Origin of the sequence: Streptomyces mangrovisoli, from assembly GCF_000974985.2 — a bacterium.
GTDB lineage: Bacteria > Actinomycetota > Actinomycetes > Streptomycetales > Streptomycetaceae > Streptomyces > Streptomyces mangrovisoli.
Map to the genome: position 1 here is coordinate 1 of NZ_LAVA02000057.1, position 14795 is coordinate 14795.

The 14795-nt window shown below is 72.6% G+C and carries 14 protein-coding genes and 2 pseudogenes; 9 read left to right on the forward strand and 7 right to left on the reverse strand.

The features are described from left to right. Together sucB and WN71_RS41995 are read left to right on the forward strand one after the other, a co-directional pair. On the forward strand, window positions 1-1107 hold a 1107-nt coding region (sucB, locus tag WN71_RS23115; RefSeq protein ID WP_071369872.1), incomplete at its 5' end, for a 2-oxoglutarate dehydrogenase, E2 component, dihydrolipoamide succinyltransferase. 70 nt (window positions 1108-1177) lie between these two features. After that, window positions 1178-1420, forward strand: coding sequence for a hypothetical protein (locus tag WN71_RS41995; RefSeq protein WP_046592465.1), 243 nt, complete (start codon window positions 1178-1180; stop codon window positions 1418-1420). Here the strand turns inward: WN71_RS41995 and WN71_RS42000 are convergent. From WN71_RS42000 to WN71_RS23135, 4 genes and pseudogenes are all read right to left on the reverse strand, one after another. After that, window positions 1348-1518 (reverse strand): annotated as a pseudogene (locus tag WN71_RS42000) (RNase A-like domain-containing protein); the annotation flags it as partial. The gene WN71_RS41995 and the pseudogene WN71_RS42000 overlap by 73 nt on opposite strands. Window positions 1519-1548: 30 nt before the next feature. Beyond that, on the reverse strand, window positions 1549-2088 hold the full coding sequence (locus WN71_RS23125) for a hypothetical protein (RefSeq protein ID WP_046592464.1): 540 nt from the start codon (window positions 2086-2088) through the stop codon (window positions 1549-1551). A gap of 17 nt (window positions 2089-2105) precedes the next feature. Further along, window positions 2106-3854, reverse strand: coding sequence for an RNase A-like domain-containing protein (locus WN71_RS23130; RefSeq protein WP_046592463.1), 1749 nt, complete (start codon window positions 3852-3854; stop codon window positions 2106-2108). Further along, on the reverse strand, window positions 3854-4168 hold the full coding sequence (locus tag WN71_RS23135) for a WXG100 family type VII secretion target (protein ID WP_046592462.1): 315 nt from the start codon (window positions 4166-4168) through the stop codon (window positions 3854-3856). The genes WN71_RS23130 and WN71_RS23135 overlap by 1 nt, the downstream gene beginning before the upstream one ends. Before the next feature lie 589 nt (window positions 4169-4757). Between WN71_RS23135 and WN71_RS23140 the strand changes: the two genes are divergently transcribed. From WN71_RS23140 to WN71_RS23155, 5 genes and pseudogenes are all read left to right on the forward strand, one after another. Beyond that, entirely contained in the window at window positions 4758-5381 is a 624-nt protein-coding gene (locus tag WN71_RS23140) for a GntR family transcriptional regulator (RefSeq protein ID WP_046592461.1), read from the forward strand. Window positions 5382-5388: 7 nt separating this feature from the next. Continuing rightward, window positions 5389-5514, forward strand: a pseudogene (locus tag WN71_RS43570) (CU044_2847 family protein); the annotation flags it as partial. Between the two features lie 220 nt (window positions 5515-5734). Continuing rightward, a complete protein-coding gene (aceE, locus tag WN71_RS23145; RefSeq protein ID WP_046592460.1) occupies window positions 5735-8431 on the forward strand; it encodes a pyruvate dehydrogenase (acetyl-transferring), homodimeric type in 2697 nt (898 codons plus the stop codon). 77 nt (window positions 8432-8508) lie between these two features. Further along, window positions 8509-9483: a helix-turn-helix transcriptional regulator gene (locus WN71_RS23150; RefSeq protein ID WP_046592459.1), complete on the forward strand. Its 975-nt coding sequence runs from the start codon at window positions 8509-8511 to the stop codon at window positions 9481-9483. A gap of 110 nt (window positions 9484-9593) precedes the next feature. Next, entirely contained in the window at window positions 9594-10112 is a 519-nt protein-coding gene (locus WN71_RS23155; protein ID WP_046592458.1) for a DUF4240 domain-containing protein, read from the forward strand. Between the two features lie 81 nt (window positions 10113-10193). On the opposite strand, the gene WN71_RS23160 is transcribed toward WN71_RS23155, so the two are convergent. Beyond that, entirely contained in the window at window positions 10194-10454 is a 261-nt protein-coding gene (locus WN71_RS23160; protein WP_046592457.1) for a hypothetical protein, read from the reverse strand. A gap of 103 nt (window positions 10455-10557) precedes the next feature. Then, window positions 10558-11460 (reverse strand): peptidoglycan recognition protein family protein, encoded by a 903-nt coding sequence (locus tag WN71_RS23165; RefSeq protein ID WP_338058692.1) that lies wholly within the window; start codon window positions 11458-11460, stop codon window positions 10558-10560. Window positions 11461-11737: 277 nt separating this feature from the next. Here WN71_RS23165 and WN71_RS23170 point away from each other — a divergent pair, with 277 nt between their 5' ends. Next, window positions 11738-12922: a MarP family serine protease gene (locus tag WN71_RS23170; protein ID WP_046592456.1), complete on the forward strand. Its 1185-nt coding sequence runs from the start codon at window positions 11738-11740 to the stop codon at window positions 12920-12922. Window positions 12923-13033: 111 nt separating this feature from the next. On the opposite strand, the gene WN71_RS23175 is transcribed toward WN71_RS23170, so the two are convergent. Beyond that, window positions 13034-13522 (reverse strand): GNAT family N-acetyltransferase, encoded by a 489-nt coding sequence (locus tag WN71_RS23175; protein WP_046592455.1) that lies wholly within the window; start codon window positions 13520-13522, stop codon window positions 13034-13036. A 124-nt stretch (window positions 13523-13646) separates the two neighbouring features. On the opposite strand from WN71_RS23175, the gene WN71_RS23180 reads away from it, so the two are divergent. After that, window positions 13647-14543, forward strand: a complete 897-nt coding sequence (locus WN71_RS23180; RefSeq protein WP_046592454.1) for a TIGR01777 family oxidoreductase — start codon at window positions 13647-13649, stop codon at window positions 14541-14543. Window positions 14544-14795 lie beyond the last annotated feature (252 nt).

Below are 14795 nucleotides of genomic sequence, written 5' to 3' on the forward strand. Positions count from 1 at the left end.
GCCCCGGCTCCGGCCCCGGCCGCCCCCGCGGCTCCGGCGCCCGCCCCGGCCGCTCCGGCCCCGGCTCCGGTCGCCCCGGCGCCGCAGCCGGTCGCCGCCGCCCCGGCGCCCGCTCCGGCTCCGGCCCCCGCGCCGGCCCCGGTCGCCCAGCCGGTGCCCGCCGCCGCCAAGCCGGTCGACGAGGGCGCCTACGTGACCCCGCTGGTGCGCAAGCTCGCCGCCGAGAACGGCGTCGACCTCGCCACCGTCAAGGGCACCGGCGTCGGCGGCCGTATCCGCAAGCAGGACGTCGTCGCCGCCGCCCAGGCCGCGAAGGCCTCCGCCGCGGCGCCCGCCGCCCCGGCCGCCGCCGCCGCGAAGAAGGCTCCCGCGCTGGAGGTCTCCCCGCTGCGCGGCCAGACCGTCAAGATGACCCGCATCCGCAAGGTCATCGGCGACAACATGGTCAAGGCGCTGCACGAGCAGGCCCAGCTGTCCTCGGTCGTCGAGGTCGACATCACCCGTCTGATGAAGCTGCGCGCGCAGGCGAAGGACTCCTTCGCCGCCCGTGAGGGCGTCAAGCTCTCCCCGATGCCGTTCTTCGTCAAGGCCGCCGCCCAGGCGCTGAAGGCCCACCCGGTCATCAACGCCCGGATCAACGAGGCCGAGGGCACGATCACCTACTTCGACTCCGAGAACATCGGTATCGCGGTGGACTCGGAGAAGGGCCTGATGACCCCGGTCATCAAGGGTGCGGGCGACCTCAACATCGCCGGCATCTCCAAGGCCACGGCCGACCTCGCGGGCAAGGTCCGCGGCAACAAGATCACCCCGGACGAGCTGTCCGGCGCGACCTTCACCATCAGCAACACCGGTTCGCGCGGCGCCCTGTTCGACACGATCATCGTGCCGCCGAACCAGGTCGCGATCCTCGGCATCGGCGCGACGGTCAAGCGCCCGGCCGTCATCGAGACGGAGGAGGGCACGGTCATCGGCGTCCGCGACATGACGTACCTGACCCTCTCCTACGACCACCGCCTGGTGGACGGCGCCGACGCGGCCCGCTACCTGACGACGGTCAAGTCGATCCTGGAGGCAGGCGAGTTCGAGGTCGAGCTCGGCCTCTGATCTCCCGGATCAGCCGGCAACGGTACGACGAAGCCCCCGCCCGGAGTCTCCTCCGGACGGGGGCTTCGTCATGCGCCCCGCGGTCCCGCGCCATCGGTGGCGGTCCGCTGTCTACGCCAGGCGGGCCGCCACCGACGCGAGCCAGCCGCTCCCGGATCTCCCCCACAAGCCGCGCCACGAACTGCCGGTCCGTCGTGCCGGCGCAGTCGTCCACGGCCGCGTCGTACCCGTCGAACTCGTCGGCTCCGGCCGCGAGGGCCAGGCCGCCTCGACGGTCAGCCGCTGCCGCGTGGACTGCGCGAGCCAGCGATGAATGACCTGCTCATTACGGGTGACCACCTGCTGGGTCGCCCACTGGGCGGTCTCCCGGTCGGGGTAGGTGGCGGTTCGGGTGCGCCTGGAATTCTCCACGGTGGGCAGTTCGGCGGATCGGTCATCACCTCAGCGGAAAGACCACACCATCCCGACTTCCGTCTCCGACACGAGGACCAGTCCGAAGTCGAAGGTGCGCGAGGAAAAGGAGTTCCACCCGGAGACCCGCTGGTAGTAGTCGCGATCGCGCCCCGTGTTCGTAAAGAAGTGCGAGCCTTCAGGGAAGCGCGACAGGATGACGCGCGCCTTGGCCTCAAGGGATTCCCTGCGCTCCTCGAAGTCCGGCTCCTCCGTGACATCGATCCATGGTGTGGAAAGGGCCACCAGGAAACGCATGGCCTGGGAGCGCGGGATCTCTTGGAGACAGGACCTCGCGACGTCCGGTGGAAGCGTGAGGAAGGGGTAGGACGGTTCATCGAGTCTGTCGAGTTCCCCCGCCCAGTAGTCCGCGGTGCGCCACCCGCGGGCATCACGGGTGTCACCACGCATGAGGGCGGGCAGGTCGAGCACCCAGTCCTCATGCGCCCTGCTCATCACCCTGGCAACAGTCACCCGGCGCTCGTACATACCGATCGCGTCGGCCCACGACCGCTCGTCGAGTCCGGCCATCGCTGTCTCCTCAGGCATCACTTGGGCATCGAGGTCAGAACGACAAAAGGCGGATCGAGGCTCGGTTCGTACTTGAGCACCGTCGACACGCCGTATGCGTTCCTGGCCGGCGTCGGATTGCGGTTCACCACAGGCGCCGTGCGACCGGTCACCACGGGGGCGGCAAGATTCCCGCCCGCGACAGAACCCACCGTGAAATCTTCCTTGAGTGGAACAGGAGGCCTGTTCTGCAACCATTTTTCGATCGCCGCCGAATTGGACCGGATATTGTATTGGGTGTATTCCTGCGCCGATTCCAGGTCGGTGAATGTGGAAGCCGCGGGAATGCTTGGTCCGCCCGTCGCGCTCGACTCGTCCCGCAACCGCTGCGTCAGCTGCATGTCCGTCAGGCCGACGTGCTTGTCGATGCTGTGGCCGCCGTACAGTTCCTCCTCCGTGGCGAGGTCCAGGGAGTACTTGTACGGGACCGTGCTCTCCGGGCGCTGCCAGCTGTGTTCCTTCTTGAAGTCGTTGAGGGAGCGGGCGCCGTAGGCCTCGGCGCGGGCCTCCTCCGCGAGGAACGTGGGCACGCTGAGGAGCGCCTCGTCCAGCTCGGGTCCCAGTTCGTCGAGCTTGGTGGCCGCGTCGCCGAACGCCTGGTGGTACTTCTCGACCGCCGCGTTCGCCGCCGCCTCGTCCATGTGTGAGCGGAACGTCAGGACGATCTCGCCGAAGGCCATGGTCGCCGCGAGCCGGGTCATCTCGGACAGGTCGAGGTCCGTGGTCAGGTCCTTGACCGTGGCTCTCGCCGCCTCCTTGCCGAGCCTTGTGGTCGTCTCCCGTGTCGTGGCCGCCACCGCGGCCAGCTCGTCGAGCTGTTCCTTCACGACGGTCGCCGCCCTGATCAGGATGTCGATGATGGGACGCCGCTTGCTCGGCTGGACGTTGCGTTCCGTCTTCCACACGCGGCCTATGGAGGCCCGGTTGCCCTCGGTGTCGTACGTCCTGCCCCATTCGGTGGTGCCCCAGATCGTCTGGCAGAAGGCCTTCATCGCGCCCTGCCACTCGCCGTTGCCGCTGCTGTCGGTGACGTACTTGATGGCCTTGTTGAACTCGTCGGCGGCACCCTTGGCGGCCTTCGCGGACGCGGCCCAGCCGGTGGCCATGTCCTGGAACTCGTCGTCCTTGCACCCCGGAGTGATCTCGTGCATCTTGCCGAGCCTGAGGCCGTGCTCGATGGCCGGCCGGATCGCGTCGGCGAGGAAGTCGGGCACCTCGCCGAGGATCCCGGCGATCTCCGAGGAGTCCGCGTCCCGGCCGGTGCCGGACCACTTGATGTCGTGCACCGGGCCGTAGCGGGGCGGTGTCTCGATGACGACCGGCGGCGCCTTCTCCACCGGCGGCGGTCCGTACATGCGGCGCGCCTGCCAGTCGGCCTGGGTGTACTTGTTCGCCGTGTCCGTGAGGCCCACGGCGACGCCGCCCACGCTGACCACGCTCTTCGCCCAGAGCTCCAGGAACTTCTCGTTCACGGTCCGGTACGCCGCCGAGAACGCGTCCGCGCCCCAGCCGGCGCCCGCCGACTGGCTGTACCGGTTCAGCACGTCGACCAGCGCCGTGGCGCCCTTGTCGTAGTCGAACTGCTTGTCGCGCACGACGAGGGCGGTGTAGTGCAGGTGCTGCGGCTGCACGTCGAATCCGCCGGCGCCGTCCTTGGGTTTCGTCGCGGGCCGGGCCGCGGCCTGCTCTTTTCTGCGTTCCTCGTCGCTGGGGCGCGGCTCACCCATCAGACGCCGCCCCAACCGCGCAGCACGGCGCCGTGCGCGGCCGCGTATCCGCGATGCCCGCTGGTGACGGCCTCGTGCAGCCAGGCCTGGGCCGCCTGGAGGTCCCGCGCCGACGTGTCCCACTTGTCGAGTTCCTGGAGGAACACCTCGCGCGCCTCGCCCTGCCAGGACGCGACGACCGGCTTCAGACGCCGGTAGAGGTCCTCCAACCGTCCGTCGAGCTGCTTGAGAATGTCGTCGAGCTCGGCCGTCAGATGCTCCAGCGTGCCGAACGAGACCGTTGTGCGGTCGCCTTCGGGGCTGTCACCCTGCATGTTCCGTCCCTCCCCCGTTCCTCCGGCGGCACGGGTCGCGCCGCCTGTCCGAGAACCGCCCCCGGACCGGGGCCGGTGTCACAACCGGTCGAGGCCACTGCTCCGGCGGACCGGCGGGGCCTCGGCCGACGTGGACAGCCGATCCGCCTCGGCCTCGACGTGCTAGGCCGCCAGGTCCTGCTTCCGGCTCACCATGCCCCCGTTCTCCCCGGACCCGGCCGCCTGCCGCGTCTCGCCAATCCAACCTATTCGAAGGCCGGTTCGAGAAGTTCAGGATTGATCCATCGAGGGCGGGCGGCGAGGGCCCGGGTGCGCAAGGGCGCCATGGCGACTCCGGGAGTGCGGTACCGCCCGGACGCGGGGTGCCGGCGGTCCGGGGGTGGGGCATCGGCGGTCCGGGGGTGGGGCATCGGCGTCCGCGCGCGGCCGCGCCTGCGACGCGTCGGGGAACAACTCCCACAGGGCGTGTAAGTCTTGTCTCACCTGCGGGAAAGCGCCCCCGTCCACCCCTCCTCGCGACCGGTCCGGCCTTATTGTCTAAACGTCAAACGCCCCCGGGGGCCGATGAGCCCCTCCCGAAGGAGCCCTCATGACCGCGCCCGTCGTCCACTCGCTGCGCGAACAGATCCGCGAGCACATCGTGGAGGGAATCGTCAGCGGGCGCTGGAAGCCGGGCGAGCGGATCGTGGAGCGGCGGATCGCGACGGAGCTGGAGGTCAGCCAGACCCCGGTGCGGGAGGCGCTGCGGGAGCTGGAGTCGCTCCGGCTGATCGAGTCGGCGCCGAACAAGGGCGTGCGGGTGCGCAACCTGACGGCGGCCGACCTGGAGGAGAGCTACCCCGTGCGGGCCGGTCTGGAGGCCATCGCGGCGGAGCTGGCGGCGGCCCGGCTGGCGGACGACTGCTCGGCCCTGGAGCCGCATGTCGCCGCGCTCTACGAGGCCGACCGCAACGCCGACGGCACCGGCCAGGTGCGGCACACCGTGGGCTTCCACCGCGAGCTGGTGCGCGCCGCGGACAACTCGGTGCTGCTGCACACCTGGGAGGGGCTCGGCATCGAGGTGTTCACCGCGCTGTCCATTCGCTGGCTGGGTACGGTGCAGCAGTCGTACGCGGAGGAGCACGAGGAGCTGGTCGCGGCCTTCAAGCGGCGCGACCCGCGGATCGCGGAGCTCGTGAAGGCACACGTGCTGGGCTGCGCCCCGCGTCCCTGAGGGGTTCTCGCCCCCGCCACCCCTTCCCGTCCCGTCCCTGGGGGCTCCGCCCCCAGACCCCCTTCGCGCAGTTCCCCGCGCCCCTCGGGGGCTGGCGCGCACGCGAGCAAACCCCCGCTCACCTGCAAGAACAAGCCGACCGCAAGGTCACCCGGTGCCACCGCCGGAGGCACCCCGTGCCGACTTTCTCGAAATCAAGAGGTTTTCGGCCTTCCCCCTTTGATCGATCATCGATCAGGGAGTTACAGTCGCCGACGGGCTTACCGAGCCCACGCCCTGTCCTGCCAAAGACCAAGGGCACACCCGAACCCTTACCGATGAGGGAACCCCCTTCGACTGAGGAAGGCGGCGACATGACCGACCCCTACGCCATCCAGCCGAGCGAGCTCGACCAGCTCCCGGACCGTGACCCCGAGGAGACCGCCGAGTGGCGCGCCTCGCTGGACGCGGTCGCCAAGGCTGCCGGCCCGCACCGTGCCGCGTACCTGATGCGCCGCACGCTGGAGCGCGCGGAGGCGGGCGGCGTCGCGCTGCCGAAGCTCCTCGAGACCGACTACCTCAACACCATCCCCACCTCCGCCGAGCCGGCCGTGCCCGGTGACGAGGAGATGGAGCGCCGGATCACCGCGTGGAACCGCTGGAACGCGGCCGCCATGGTGACCCGCGGCAGCAAGTACGGCGTCGGCGGCCACATCGCCACCTTCGCCTCCGCGGCCTGGCTCTACGAGACCGGCTTCAACCACTTCTTCAAGGGCAAGGAGGGTGACGGCTCCGGCGACCAGCTCTACATCCAGGGCCACGCCGCTCCCGGCATCTACGCCCGCGCCTTCCTCGACGGCCGGCTGTCCGAGCAGCAGCTCGACAACTTCCGCCAGGAGGCCGGCGGCAACGGCCTGCCCTCCTACCCGCACCCGCGCCGCCTGCCCTGGCTGTGGGAGTTCCCGACCGTCTCCATGGGCCTCGGCCCGCTGTCGGCGATCTACCAGGCCCGCTTCAACCGCTACCTGACGGCGCGCGGCATCAAGGACGTCTCCCAGAGCCACGTATGGGCGTTCCTCGGCGACGGCGAGATGGACGAGCCGGAGTCGACCGCGGCGCTCGCGCTGGCCTCCCGCGAGGGTCTGGACAACCTGACCTTCGTCATCAACTGCAACCTCCAGCGCCTCGACGGCCCGGTCCGCGCCAACTTCAAGATCGTGCAGGAGCTGGAGGCCCAGTTCCGCGGCGCCGGCTGGAACGTCGTGAAGTCGCTGTGGGGCACCGCCTGGGACGAGCTGCTCCAGCTCGACACCACGGGCGCGCTGGTCCGCCGGCTGCGCGAGGTGCCGGACGCGCAGGTGCAGACGTACCAGACGCGTGACGCCGCCTACATCCGCCAGGACTTCTTCGCCAAGGACCCGGCGCTCGCCGAGATGGCGAAGCTGCTGAGCGACGACAAGATCCTCGAGTGCTTCCACCTCTCGCGTGGCGGCCACGAGTCCCGCAAGGTCTACGCCGCCTACCGGGCCGCCCTCGCGCACAAGGGCGCCCCGACGGTGATCCTGGCCCAGACGGTCAAGGGCCACACCCTCGGCGAGGGCTTCGCGTCGAAGAACGCCAACCACCAGATGAAGAAGCTCTCGGTGGACGAGTTCAAGACGATGCGCGACCTGCTCGACCTGCCCATCCCGGACAGCGCGTTCGCCGACGGCAAGGTCCCCTACGGCCACCCCGGCGCCGACGCCCCCGAGGTCCGCTACCTCCAGGAGCGCCGCGCCGCCCTCGGCGGCCCCGCCCCGGCCCGCCGCACGCAGCCGCTCGCCCCGCTCCCGGCCCCCGCCGACAAGGCGTTCGCCGCCTTCGACAAGGGCTCCGGCGCGCAGAGCATCGCGACCACGATGGCGTTCGTCCGCCTGGTCAAGGACCTGGTCCGGGACAAGGAGACCGGCAAGCGCTGGGTGCCGATCGTCCCCGACGAGGCCCGCACCTTCGGCATGGAGTCGCTGTTCCCGTCGCTCGGGATCTACTCCCCCAAGGGCCAGACGTACGAGCCGGTCGACCGCGACCAGCTGATGTACTACAAGGAGGCCAAGAACGGCCAGATCCTCAACGAGGGGATCACCGAGGCCGGTTCGATGGCCGACTTCATCGCCGCGTCCAGCGCGTACGCGACGCACGGCGAGGCGATGATCCCGTTCTACATCTTCTACTCGATGTTCGGCTGGCAGCGGACCGCCGACCAGATGTGGCAGCTCGGCGACCAGCTCGGCCGCGGCTTCCTCGTCGGCGCCACCGCGGGCCGCACCACCCTCACGGGTGAGGGCCTGCAGCACGCCGACGGCCACTCCCCGGTGATCGCCGCGACCAACCCGGCCGCGCTCAGCTACGACCCGGCGTTCGCCTACGAGATCGCCGCGATCGTCAAGGACGGTCTGCGCCGCATGTACGGCCAGGCCGCCCCCGGTGAGGACCAGAACGTCTTCTACTACCTCACCGTCTACAACGAGCCGATGCCGCAGCCGGCCAAGCCCGCGGGCGTCGACGAGGGCATCCTCAAGGGCCTGTACCGCTTCAACACGGCCGAGACCGCCGGTCTGTCGCCGGTGGCCAACGCGCCGCGCATCCAGCTGCTCGGCTCCGGCACCGCGATCCACTGGACGCTCGCGGCGCAGAAGATGCTCGCCGAGGAGTGGGGCGTCGCCGCGGACGTGTGGTCGGCCACCTCGTGGACCGAGCTGCGCCGTGACGCGCTGGAGGCCGACGCGGCCCTGCTGCGCGGCGAGGAGCGCATCCCGTTCGTCCGCCAGGCGCTGCACGGCGCCGAGGGCCCGGTGCTGGCCGTCTCCGACTACATGCGCCAGGTCCCGGACCAGATCGCGCAGTGGGTCGAGCAGGACTGGTCCTCGCTCGGTGCCGACGGCTTCGGCCTGTCCGACACCCGCGAGGCGGCCCGCCGCCACTTCGGCGTCGACGCCCAGTCGATCGTCGTCGCGGCCCTCGCCCAGCTGGCCCGCCGCGGCGAGGTCAAGGCGACGGCGGTGAAGGAAGCCCGCGAGAAGTACGGGCTCTGATCCCGGCCGAGAGTCGACCCGAGGCCCCCCGCCACCGGCGGGGGGCCTCGTCGTGTGCCGGGCGCATGATGGGGCGTATGCGTGCCGCCCGCCTGATCAAGATGGTCCTGCTGCTCCAGTCCCGGCCCTCGATGACCGCCGCCGAGCTGGCCCGCGAGCTGGAGGTGTCCGAGCGCACGGTCACCCGGGACGCCCAGGCGCTGTCGGAGGCGGGCGTGCCGGTGTACGCCGACCGGGGGCGGGCCGGCGGCTACCGGCTGGTCGGCGGCTACCGGACCCGGCTGACCGGTCTCGCGCGCGGCGAGGCCGAGGCGCTGTTCCTGAGCGGGGTGCCGGGCGCGCTGCGCGAGATGGGGCTGGAGGACGCGGCCTCGGCGGCCCGGCTGAAGGTGTCGGCGGCGCTGCTGCCGTCGCTGCGGGACGCTCCCCGTACGGCGGCGCAGCGCTTCCATCTGGACGCGCCGAACTGGTTCACCGAGCCGGCGACCCCCGGGCTGCTGCCCGCCGTGGCGGACGCGGTCTGGGACGACCGGCGGCTCGGCGTCCGCTACCGGGGCCGCAAGGGGGAGGTGGAGCGGGACCTGGAGCCGTACGGCCTGGTCCTGAAGGCGGGCGTCTGGTACCTCTGCGCGCGGGTGACGGACGAGGACGCCCACCGGGTCTACCGCGTCGACCGGTTCGTCTCGGTGCGGGCCGGGGACGAACGCTTCGAGCGGGACCCGGAGTTCGACCTGCCCGGGTTCTGGCGGGAGCGGGCGGCGGAGTTCGCGCGTTCCGTACTGCGGGCGGAGGCGGTGGTACGGCTCTCCCCGGACGGACTGCGCCGGCTGCCGTACGCCGTCGATCCGGCCTCCGCCCGCCGGGCGCTCGCCTCGGCGGGACCCCCCGAAGCCGACGGCTGGGTCACGGTGACCCTGCCGGTGGAGTCCGAGGAGGTCGCCCACGGCCAGCTCACGGCGCTCGGCCCGGAGGCGGAGGCGCTGGCCCCGGCGGGGCTGCGGGCCCGTCTCGCGGCGGACGCGCGGCGGCTCGCGGCGCTGTACGGGGAGTGACCGGCGCGGGCCGCGGCCACCCCCGGCGGGCCCCGGTGCCGCAACCGGACATAACAATCCGCCGCACTCCGCGTGCGCCCCCCTGCGCCAGGCCCGATGCTGGACCCGTGATGGACGAGACGGAGTTCTGGGAGCTGGTGGACGCCAGCCGTGACGCCGCCGAGGGCGATCCGGAGGAGCAGGCCGACGTACTGGTGGAGCGGCTGCTGCGGCTCGACCCGGACTCGGTGCTCGACTTCTCCCGGCACTTCGAGTCCCGCTACAACCGCGCCTGCACCTGGGAGTTGTGGGGTGCCGCGGCCGTACTCCTCGACCGCGTGGGCGACGAGGCCTTCGACTTCTTCCGGTGCTGGCTGATCGGCCAGGGCCGGGACGTCTTCGAGGGCGGGGTGCACGAGCCGGACGCGCTCGCGGACCTCCTCGAGGACTTCGACCCGGAGATCGACGGCGACGGCGAGGAACTCGGCTACGCGGCCGACGAGGCCTACGAGCAGCTGACCGGCACCGTCGCGCCCGACCTCGGCATCCCGCCCGCCCCCGCGGAGCCGGAGGGCTCCTCCGGCGGCCTCCAGGACGACCAGGTGCTGGCGGAGCGCTATCCGCGGCTGTGGGAGCGCTTCAGGGCCTAGGCCGGGAGCGCTTCAGGGCGCGTCGCGCCGGGTGCGCGCGCACGGCGTGGACCGTCAGGGCGTGGCGCGCCGGGTGCGTCGCTACGCGGCCGTACGGCGGCGGCCGCCCGTGTCCGACGGGATGTACGCCTGGAGGTCGTCGGCCTTCACCGCGTGGTGCAGCGGTGCCGCGTTGGCCTGGTCGAGGGCGGAGGCGGTGACGGCGGCCGGGCCGAGGACGACCGCGGCCGTGGCGCACAGCACCGCCCAGGGGCCGCCCGGGACCCGCCGGTGGCCCGCCCGCGGCTCCTCGGTCGGCCCCGCGCCGAACTCTCGTGCCGGTCCGCTGCTGCTGACGCTCATGGTGGTTCCCGCCCCTCGGTCGGCCGATCCTGCCTTCTGTCGGCTTCCGCTGTCTTCTGCCGTCGACCGTAGGGCGAGCTGATCTGAGGACTCTGCGTACGGCCTAGGGGGTTGCTGTGGGAGTGCCGGCGGGGCTTCTGAGCGAGGTGCCGGCGGGGCTTGTGGTGGAGGCGGCCGGGCTCCTGGTCGAGGTGCCGGCGGGGCTCCGCGCGGGGATCCGGCCCTGGAGCCGGGCCGCCTCCAGCCGGATCGCGGGCAGCCGGGCGGTCAGCGCGGCGCCGGGGCAACTCGTCATGAAGCCGTCGTTGTGCCCGGCCAGGGCGGGCAGCGTGGCCTTCGCGCCGGCCTTGTAGCGGCTGAGGCTGTTGCTGGAGACGAGGTGCGCCTTGGCGCGCGGGTCGACGTGGGCGAGACCCAGCTTCCAGGCGGCGAGCGCGGCGATCGCGTCGGTCATCGCCTTCGGCACGGGGACGCCCGCGGTGAAGGTGCCTATCGCGGCGATACCCGCCGTGCGGTGGTTGAAGCCCTGGGTGTGCGCCCCGGTGACCGGGCGGTCCACGCCGCCCGCACGGCCCTCGTAGATGGTGCCGCAGCGGTCGACGAGGAAGTTGTAGCCGATGTCGTCCCAGCTCTTGACGTCGGTCTGCCCCGCGTAGAGCGCGCTGATGATGCGGGGGGTGTCGGCGCAGTCGTAGCCGTTGGGCGAGTCGGTGTGGTGGACGAAGACCGCGACGACCTTGTCGTCGTAGCGCGGCGGTGGCTGCGCGTGCCGGGTGGCCGCGTCCAGCCAGACCGAGCGCGGCAGTATCCGGGGCTTGGGGGCGGTGTACGCGGAGGCCGGGCGCGCGGCGACGGGCCGCCTCGCGGGACGGTCCGCGGCGGACCCGCCGATGCCCCTGGCGCACAGCACCAGCACGGTGAGGGCGGCCAGCCCCGGCACGGCGCCGAGCGCCACCTGGGCGGGGCGCGGCAGCCCGCGCACCCGCAGCGCCAGCCGCCGCGGCATTCCGGATATCCGGGCCGCTCTCCGTCTCCGTGCGCCCGGGGCTCTTTGCAAGACACGCATGGCTCCACTGTGGGTACGTTCCGCTTCGCCCGCGATATGTGGTGTGCCACCTGGTGGAACCATCATCCCGGTCCGGTGCGTTTCTGCGGGTAGAGGGAGTCTCGGAGGGGCGGCTGATCATCGGGCGCCCGGCGCGCGTACTACCGGATGCCCGGGGCGCGCACCAGGGAGTCCGACAGACGCGCGTACCAGGGAGTCCGAGAGAGAGGCGGCCGGAGTGGACCTGCTCGACCTGCTGCTGGTGCTGGTGGTGATCGGCTACGCGGCGTCCGGCTACCGGCGCGGCCTGGTGGCCGGATGCGTCTCGCTGGCCGGGTTCGTCGGCGGGGCCGTGGTGGGCGTGTGGGTGCTGCCGTGGGTGATGGAGCTGGTGACGCGGGGTTCGCTCGCGGCGACCGTCACGGCGGTGCTGACGGTGCTGCTGCCCGCGGTGGTGGGGCACGAGCTGGCGGGGCGCCTCGCGCTGAAGCTCCGGCGCGAGCTGGACCGGGGCCCGCTGAGAGTCGCCGACGGGATCGGCGGGGCCGCGGCGAACTCGCTCGCCGTGCTGCTGGTGGCGTGGGTGGCCGCGAGCGTGCTGGGCGCGTCCTCGTCCCCGCTGGTGACCGGTGCGATACGGGACTCGGCCCTGCTCGGCGCCGTGCAGCGCACGATGCCGGACACCACGCCGTCGTGGTTCGCGCGGGCCACCTCGGCGCTCACGGAGGCGGGCTTCCCGCAGGTCTTCAACCCGTTCGAGAACGAGTCGACCGCGCAGGTCGCCGAGCCGTCCGGGGACAGCGTCACGGCGCGCGCGACCCGGGCCGCCGAGCTGAGCACGGTGAAGATCGAGGGCGCCTCGGGCAACCAGGGGCGCGAGGGCAGCGGGTTCGTGTACGCGCCGCGGCACGTGATGACCAACGCGCACGTGGTGGCGGGGATCGACCACCCGGGCGTGCGGATCGGCGGCGTCGGACGGACGTACGAGGCCCGGGTGGTGCTGTACGACCCGGACAAGGACATCGCGGTGCTCTACGTCCCCGGGCTGAGCGCCCCGGTGCTGCGCTTCGACGACGACGCCTCGCGCGGCGACTCCGCGGTGGTCGCGGGCTATCCGCAGGACGGCTCGCTGAACCTCCAGGCGGCGACCGTGGCGAGCAAGGTGCGGGCGACCGGCCGGAACATCTACAACGACGCCACGGTGACCCGTGAGATCTACGCGATCCGTTCCACGGTGCGGCCCGGGAACTCCGGCGGCCCACTGCTGACCACGGACGGGAAGGTGTACGGCGTGGTGTTCGCCCGGTCCACCTCGGACACCGAGACGGGGTACGTGCTGACCGCGGACGAGGTGTCCTCGGACGCGCGGCGCGGGTCCGCGGCGACGCGGGCGGTGGACACGGGCGCGCTGGTCACGCCGTAGGGCCCGGCGGCCCCCCGCAAGGCCCGGCGGCCTCCCTCGGACCCGGCGGCCCCCGCAAGGCCGGCGGCCTCCGTCGGACCCGGCGGCCTCCGTCAGACCCGGCGGCCTCCGTCAGACCCGGCGGCCCATCAGGACGTCGTCGACATAGCGCCCTTCGAGCAGGAACTCCTCGGGCAGGACGCCCTCCACCGCGAACCCCTCCGCCTCGTACAGCGCCCGCGCGGGGGCGTTGTGCCCGAGCACCCGCAGCGTGATGCGCCGCGCGCCGCGCCGGTCGGCCTCCGTGACCGCGGCCCGTACCAGCGCGCGCCCCACCCCGTGCCCGCGGGCCTCGGGCGCGACCAGGAGCCCCTGGATCTGGCGGACGTGCGCGTTCGAGGCGAGCGGTGTCGGCAACGCCAGCCGGACGTAGCCCACGATCCGCCGGTCCGCCTCGGCGACCAGGCAGTCGCAGGCCGGGTGCCGCTCCGTGAAGAACGGCGGGTACGGGGGCGTCGGCGGCGGCACCACGTCGTGCAGCGGCGACCAGGTGGCCCGGTCCAGCAGCCCCAGTTCCTCGGCGTCGTCGTCCAGCGCGGTGCGTATGTACGGCTCAGACATGACGGCCACCCTAGATCGTGCCGCCTGCCCGCCCACCGGCCGCCCGCGCCGGCCGGGACCCCGTCGTCGCGGTTCCGGCCCGGCCGCGGTGGGTGCCCCGGGGCCCTGCCGCCATGATGGCCGTATGGAACGGTTGCGAATCGCGGTGACCGGTGCGTCCGGTCTGATCGGTGGGGCTCTGGTGCGGTCGCTGACCGCGGACGGGCACGAGGTGGTGCGTCTGGTGCGCCGGGGTGCGCGGGGCGCGGACGAGGTCTGCTGGGACCCGGAGGGCCAGTACGTCGACACGGCGGGCCTCGTGGGCTGCGACGCGGTGGTCAACCTGGCCGGGGCCGGGATCGCCGACCACCGCTGGACGGACTCCTACAAGCGGACCATCCGCGACAGCCGGGTGCTCGGCACCGCGGCGTTGGCGGAGGCGGTGGCCGCGCTCGACACCCCGCCGCGGGTGTTCGTCAGCGGCAGCGCGATCGGCATCTACGGCGACACCGGCGACCGCGCCGTGGACGAGGAGGCGCCGCCGGGGGACGGCTTCCTGCCCGGGTTGTGCGTGGAGTGGGAGGAGGCCGCCGCGCCCGCGCAGGAGGCGGGCGTGCGGACGGTGTTCGCGCGCACGGGTCTGGTGGTGGCGCGCGAGGGCGGCGCCTGGGGGCGGCTGTTCCCGCTGTTCAAGGCGGGGCTCGGCGGGCGGCTCGGGGACGGGCGGCAGTACTGGTCGTTCATCGCGCTGCACGACGAGGTCGCCGCGATCCGGCATCTCATCGACACCGAAGGTCTGTCCGGGCCGGTCAACCTCACCGCGCCGAATCCGCTGACGAACCGTGAGATCACCGAGGCGATGGGGCGGGTGCTGCACCGGCCGACGCCGTTCCCGGTGCCGGCGGCGGCGCTGCGGCTGGCGCTCGGCGAGATGGCGGGCGACGTCCTCGGCAGCCAGCGGGTGCTGCCGGCCCGGCTGACGGAGTCGGGCTTCGACTTCGCGTTCCCGAGGATCGAGGGGGCGGTGCGGGCGGCGGCGTGACGGGGCGGTGCGGGCGGCCTGACGGGCGGGCCGCAAGGACGCCGCGCGGGCGGGACGCGCGGGGGTGCCGCGGGGGCGTGGCGCGGGGGTGTGACGCGCTGCGACCGTTTCGCGCTCGCCGTACGACCGTATGCGACCGGCGTGCGACCGTGCCCTGTCGATGCGCGACTGTCGCTGACCGATCGCGGTTCCTAACCTCGACCCGAACTCGGGTATTCCCGGAGCCTGTTGGGGGCATGACGTCACCACCGG

Excerpts from the sequence above, each read along its gene's own strand:
- WN71_RS41995 (WP_046592465.1), top strand. The coding sequence starts at position 1,178 with ATGCGCCCCGCGGTCCCGCGCCATCGGTGGCGGTCCGCTGTCTACGCC.
- WN71_RS23125 (WP_046592464.1), bottom strand. The coding sequence starts at position 2,088 with ATGGCCGGACTCGACGAGCGGTCGTGGGCCGACGCGATCGGTATGTAC.
- WN71_RS23130 (WP_046592463.1), bottom strand. The coding sequence starts at position 3,854 with ATGGGTGAGCCGCGCCCCAGCGACGAGGAACGCAGAAAAGAGCAGGCC.
- WN71_RS23135 (WP_046592462.1), bottom strand. The coding sequence starts at position 4,168 with ATGCAGGGTGACAGCCCCGAAGGCGACCGCACAACGGTCTCGTTCGGC.
- WN71_RS23140 (WP_046592461.1), top strand. The coding sequence starts at position 4,758 with ATGACCGCGCCCGTCGTCCACTCGCTGCGCGAACAGATCCGCGAGCAC.
- aceE (WP_046592460.1), top strand. The coding sequence starts at position 5,735 with ATGACCGACCCCTACGCCATCCAGCCGAGCGAGCTCGACCAGCTCCCG.
- WN71_RS23150 (WP_046592459.1), top strand. The coding sequence starts at position 8,509 with ATGCGTGCCGCCCGCCTGATCAAGATGGTCCTGCTGCTCCAGTCCCGG.
- WN71_RS23155 (WP_046592458.1), top strand. The coding sequence starts at position 9,594 with ATGGACGAGACGGAGTTCTGGGAGCTGGTGGACGCCAGCCGTGACGCC.
- WN71_RS23160 (WP_046592457.1), bottom strand. The coding sequence starts at position 10,454 with ATGAGCGTCAGCAGCAGCGGACCGGCACGAGAGTTCGGCGCGGGGCCG.
- WN71_RS23165 (WP_338058692.1), bottom strand. The coding sequence starts at position 11,460 with ATGCCGCGGCGGCTGGCGCTGCGGGTGCGCGGGCTGCCGCGCCCCGCC.
- WN71_RS23175 (WP_046592455.1), bottom strand. The coding sequence starts at position 13,522 with ATGTCTGAGCCGTACATACGCACCGCGCTGGACGACGACGCCGAGGAA.
- WN71_RS23180 (WP_046592454.1), top strand. The coding sequence starts at position 13,647 with ATGGAACGGTTGCGAATCGCGGTGACCGGTGCGTCCGGTCTGATCGGT.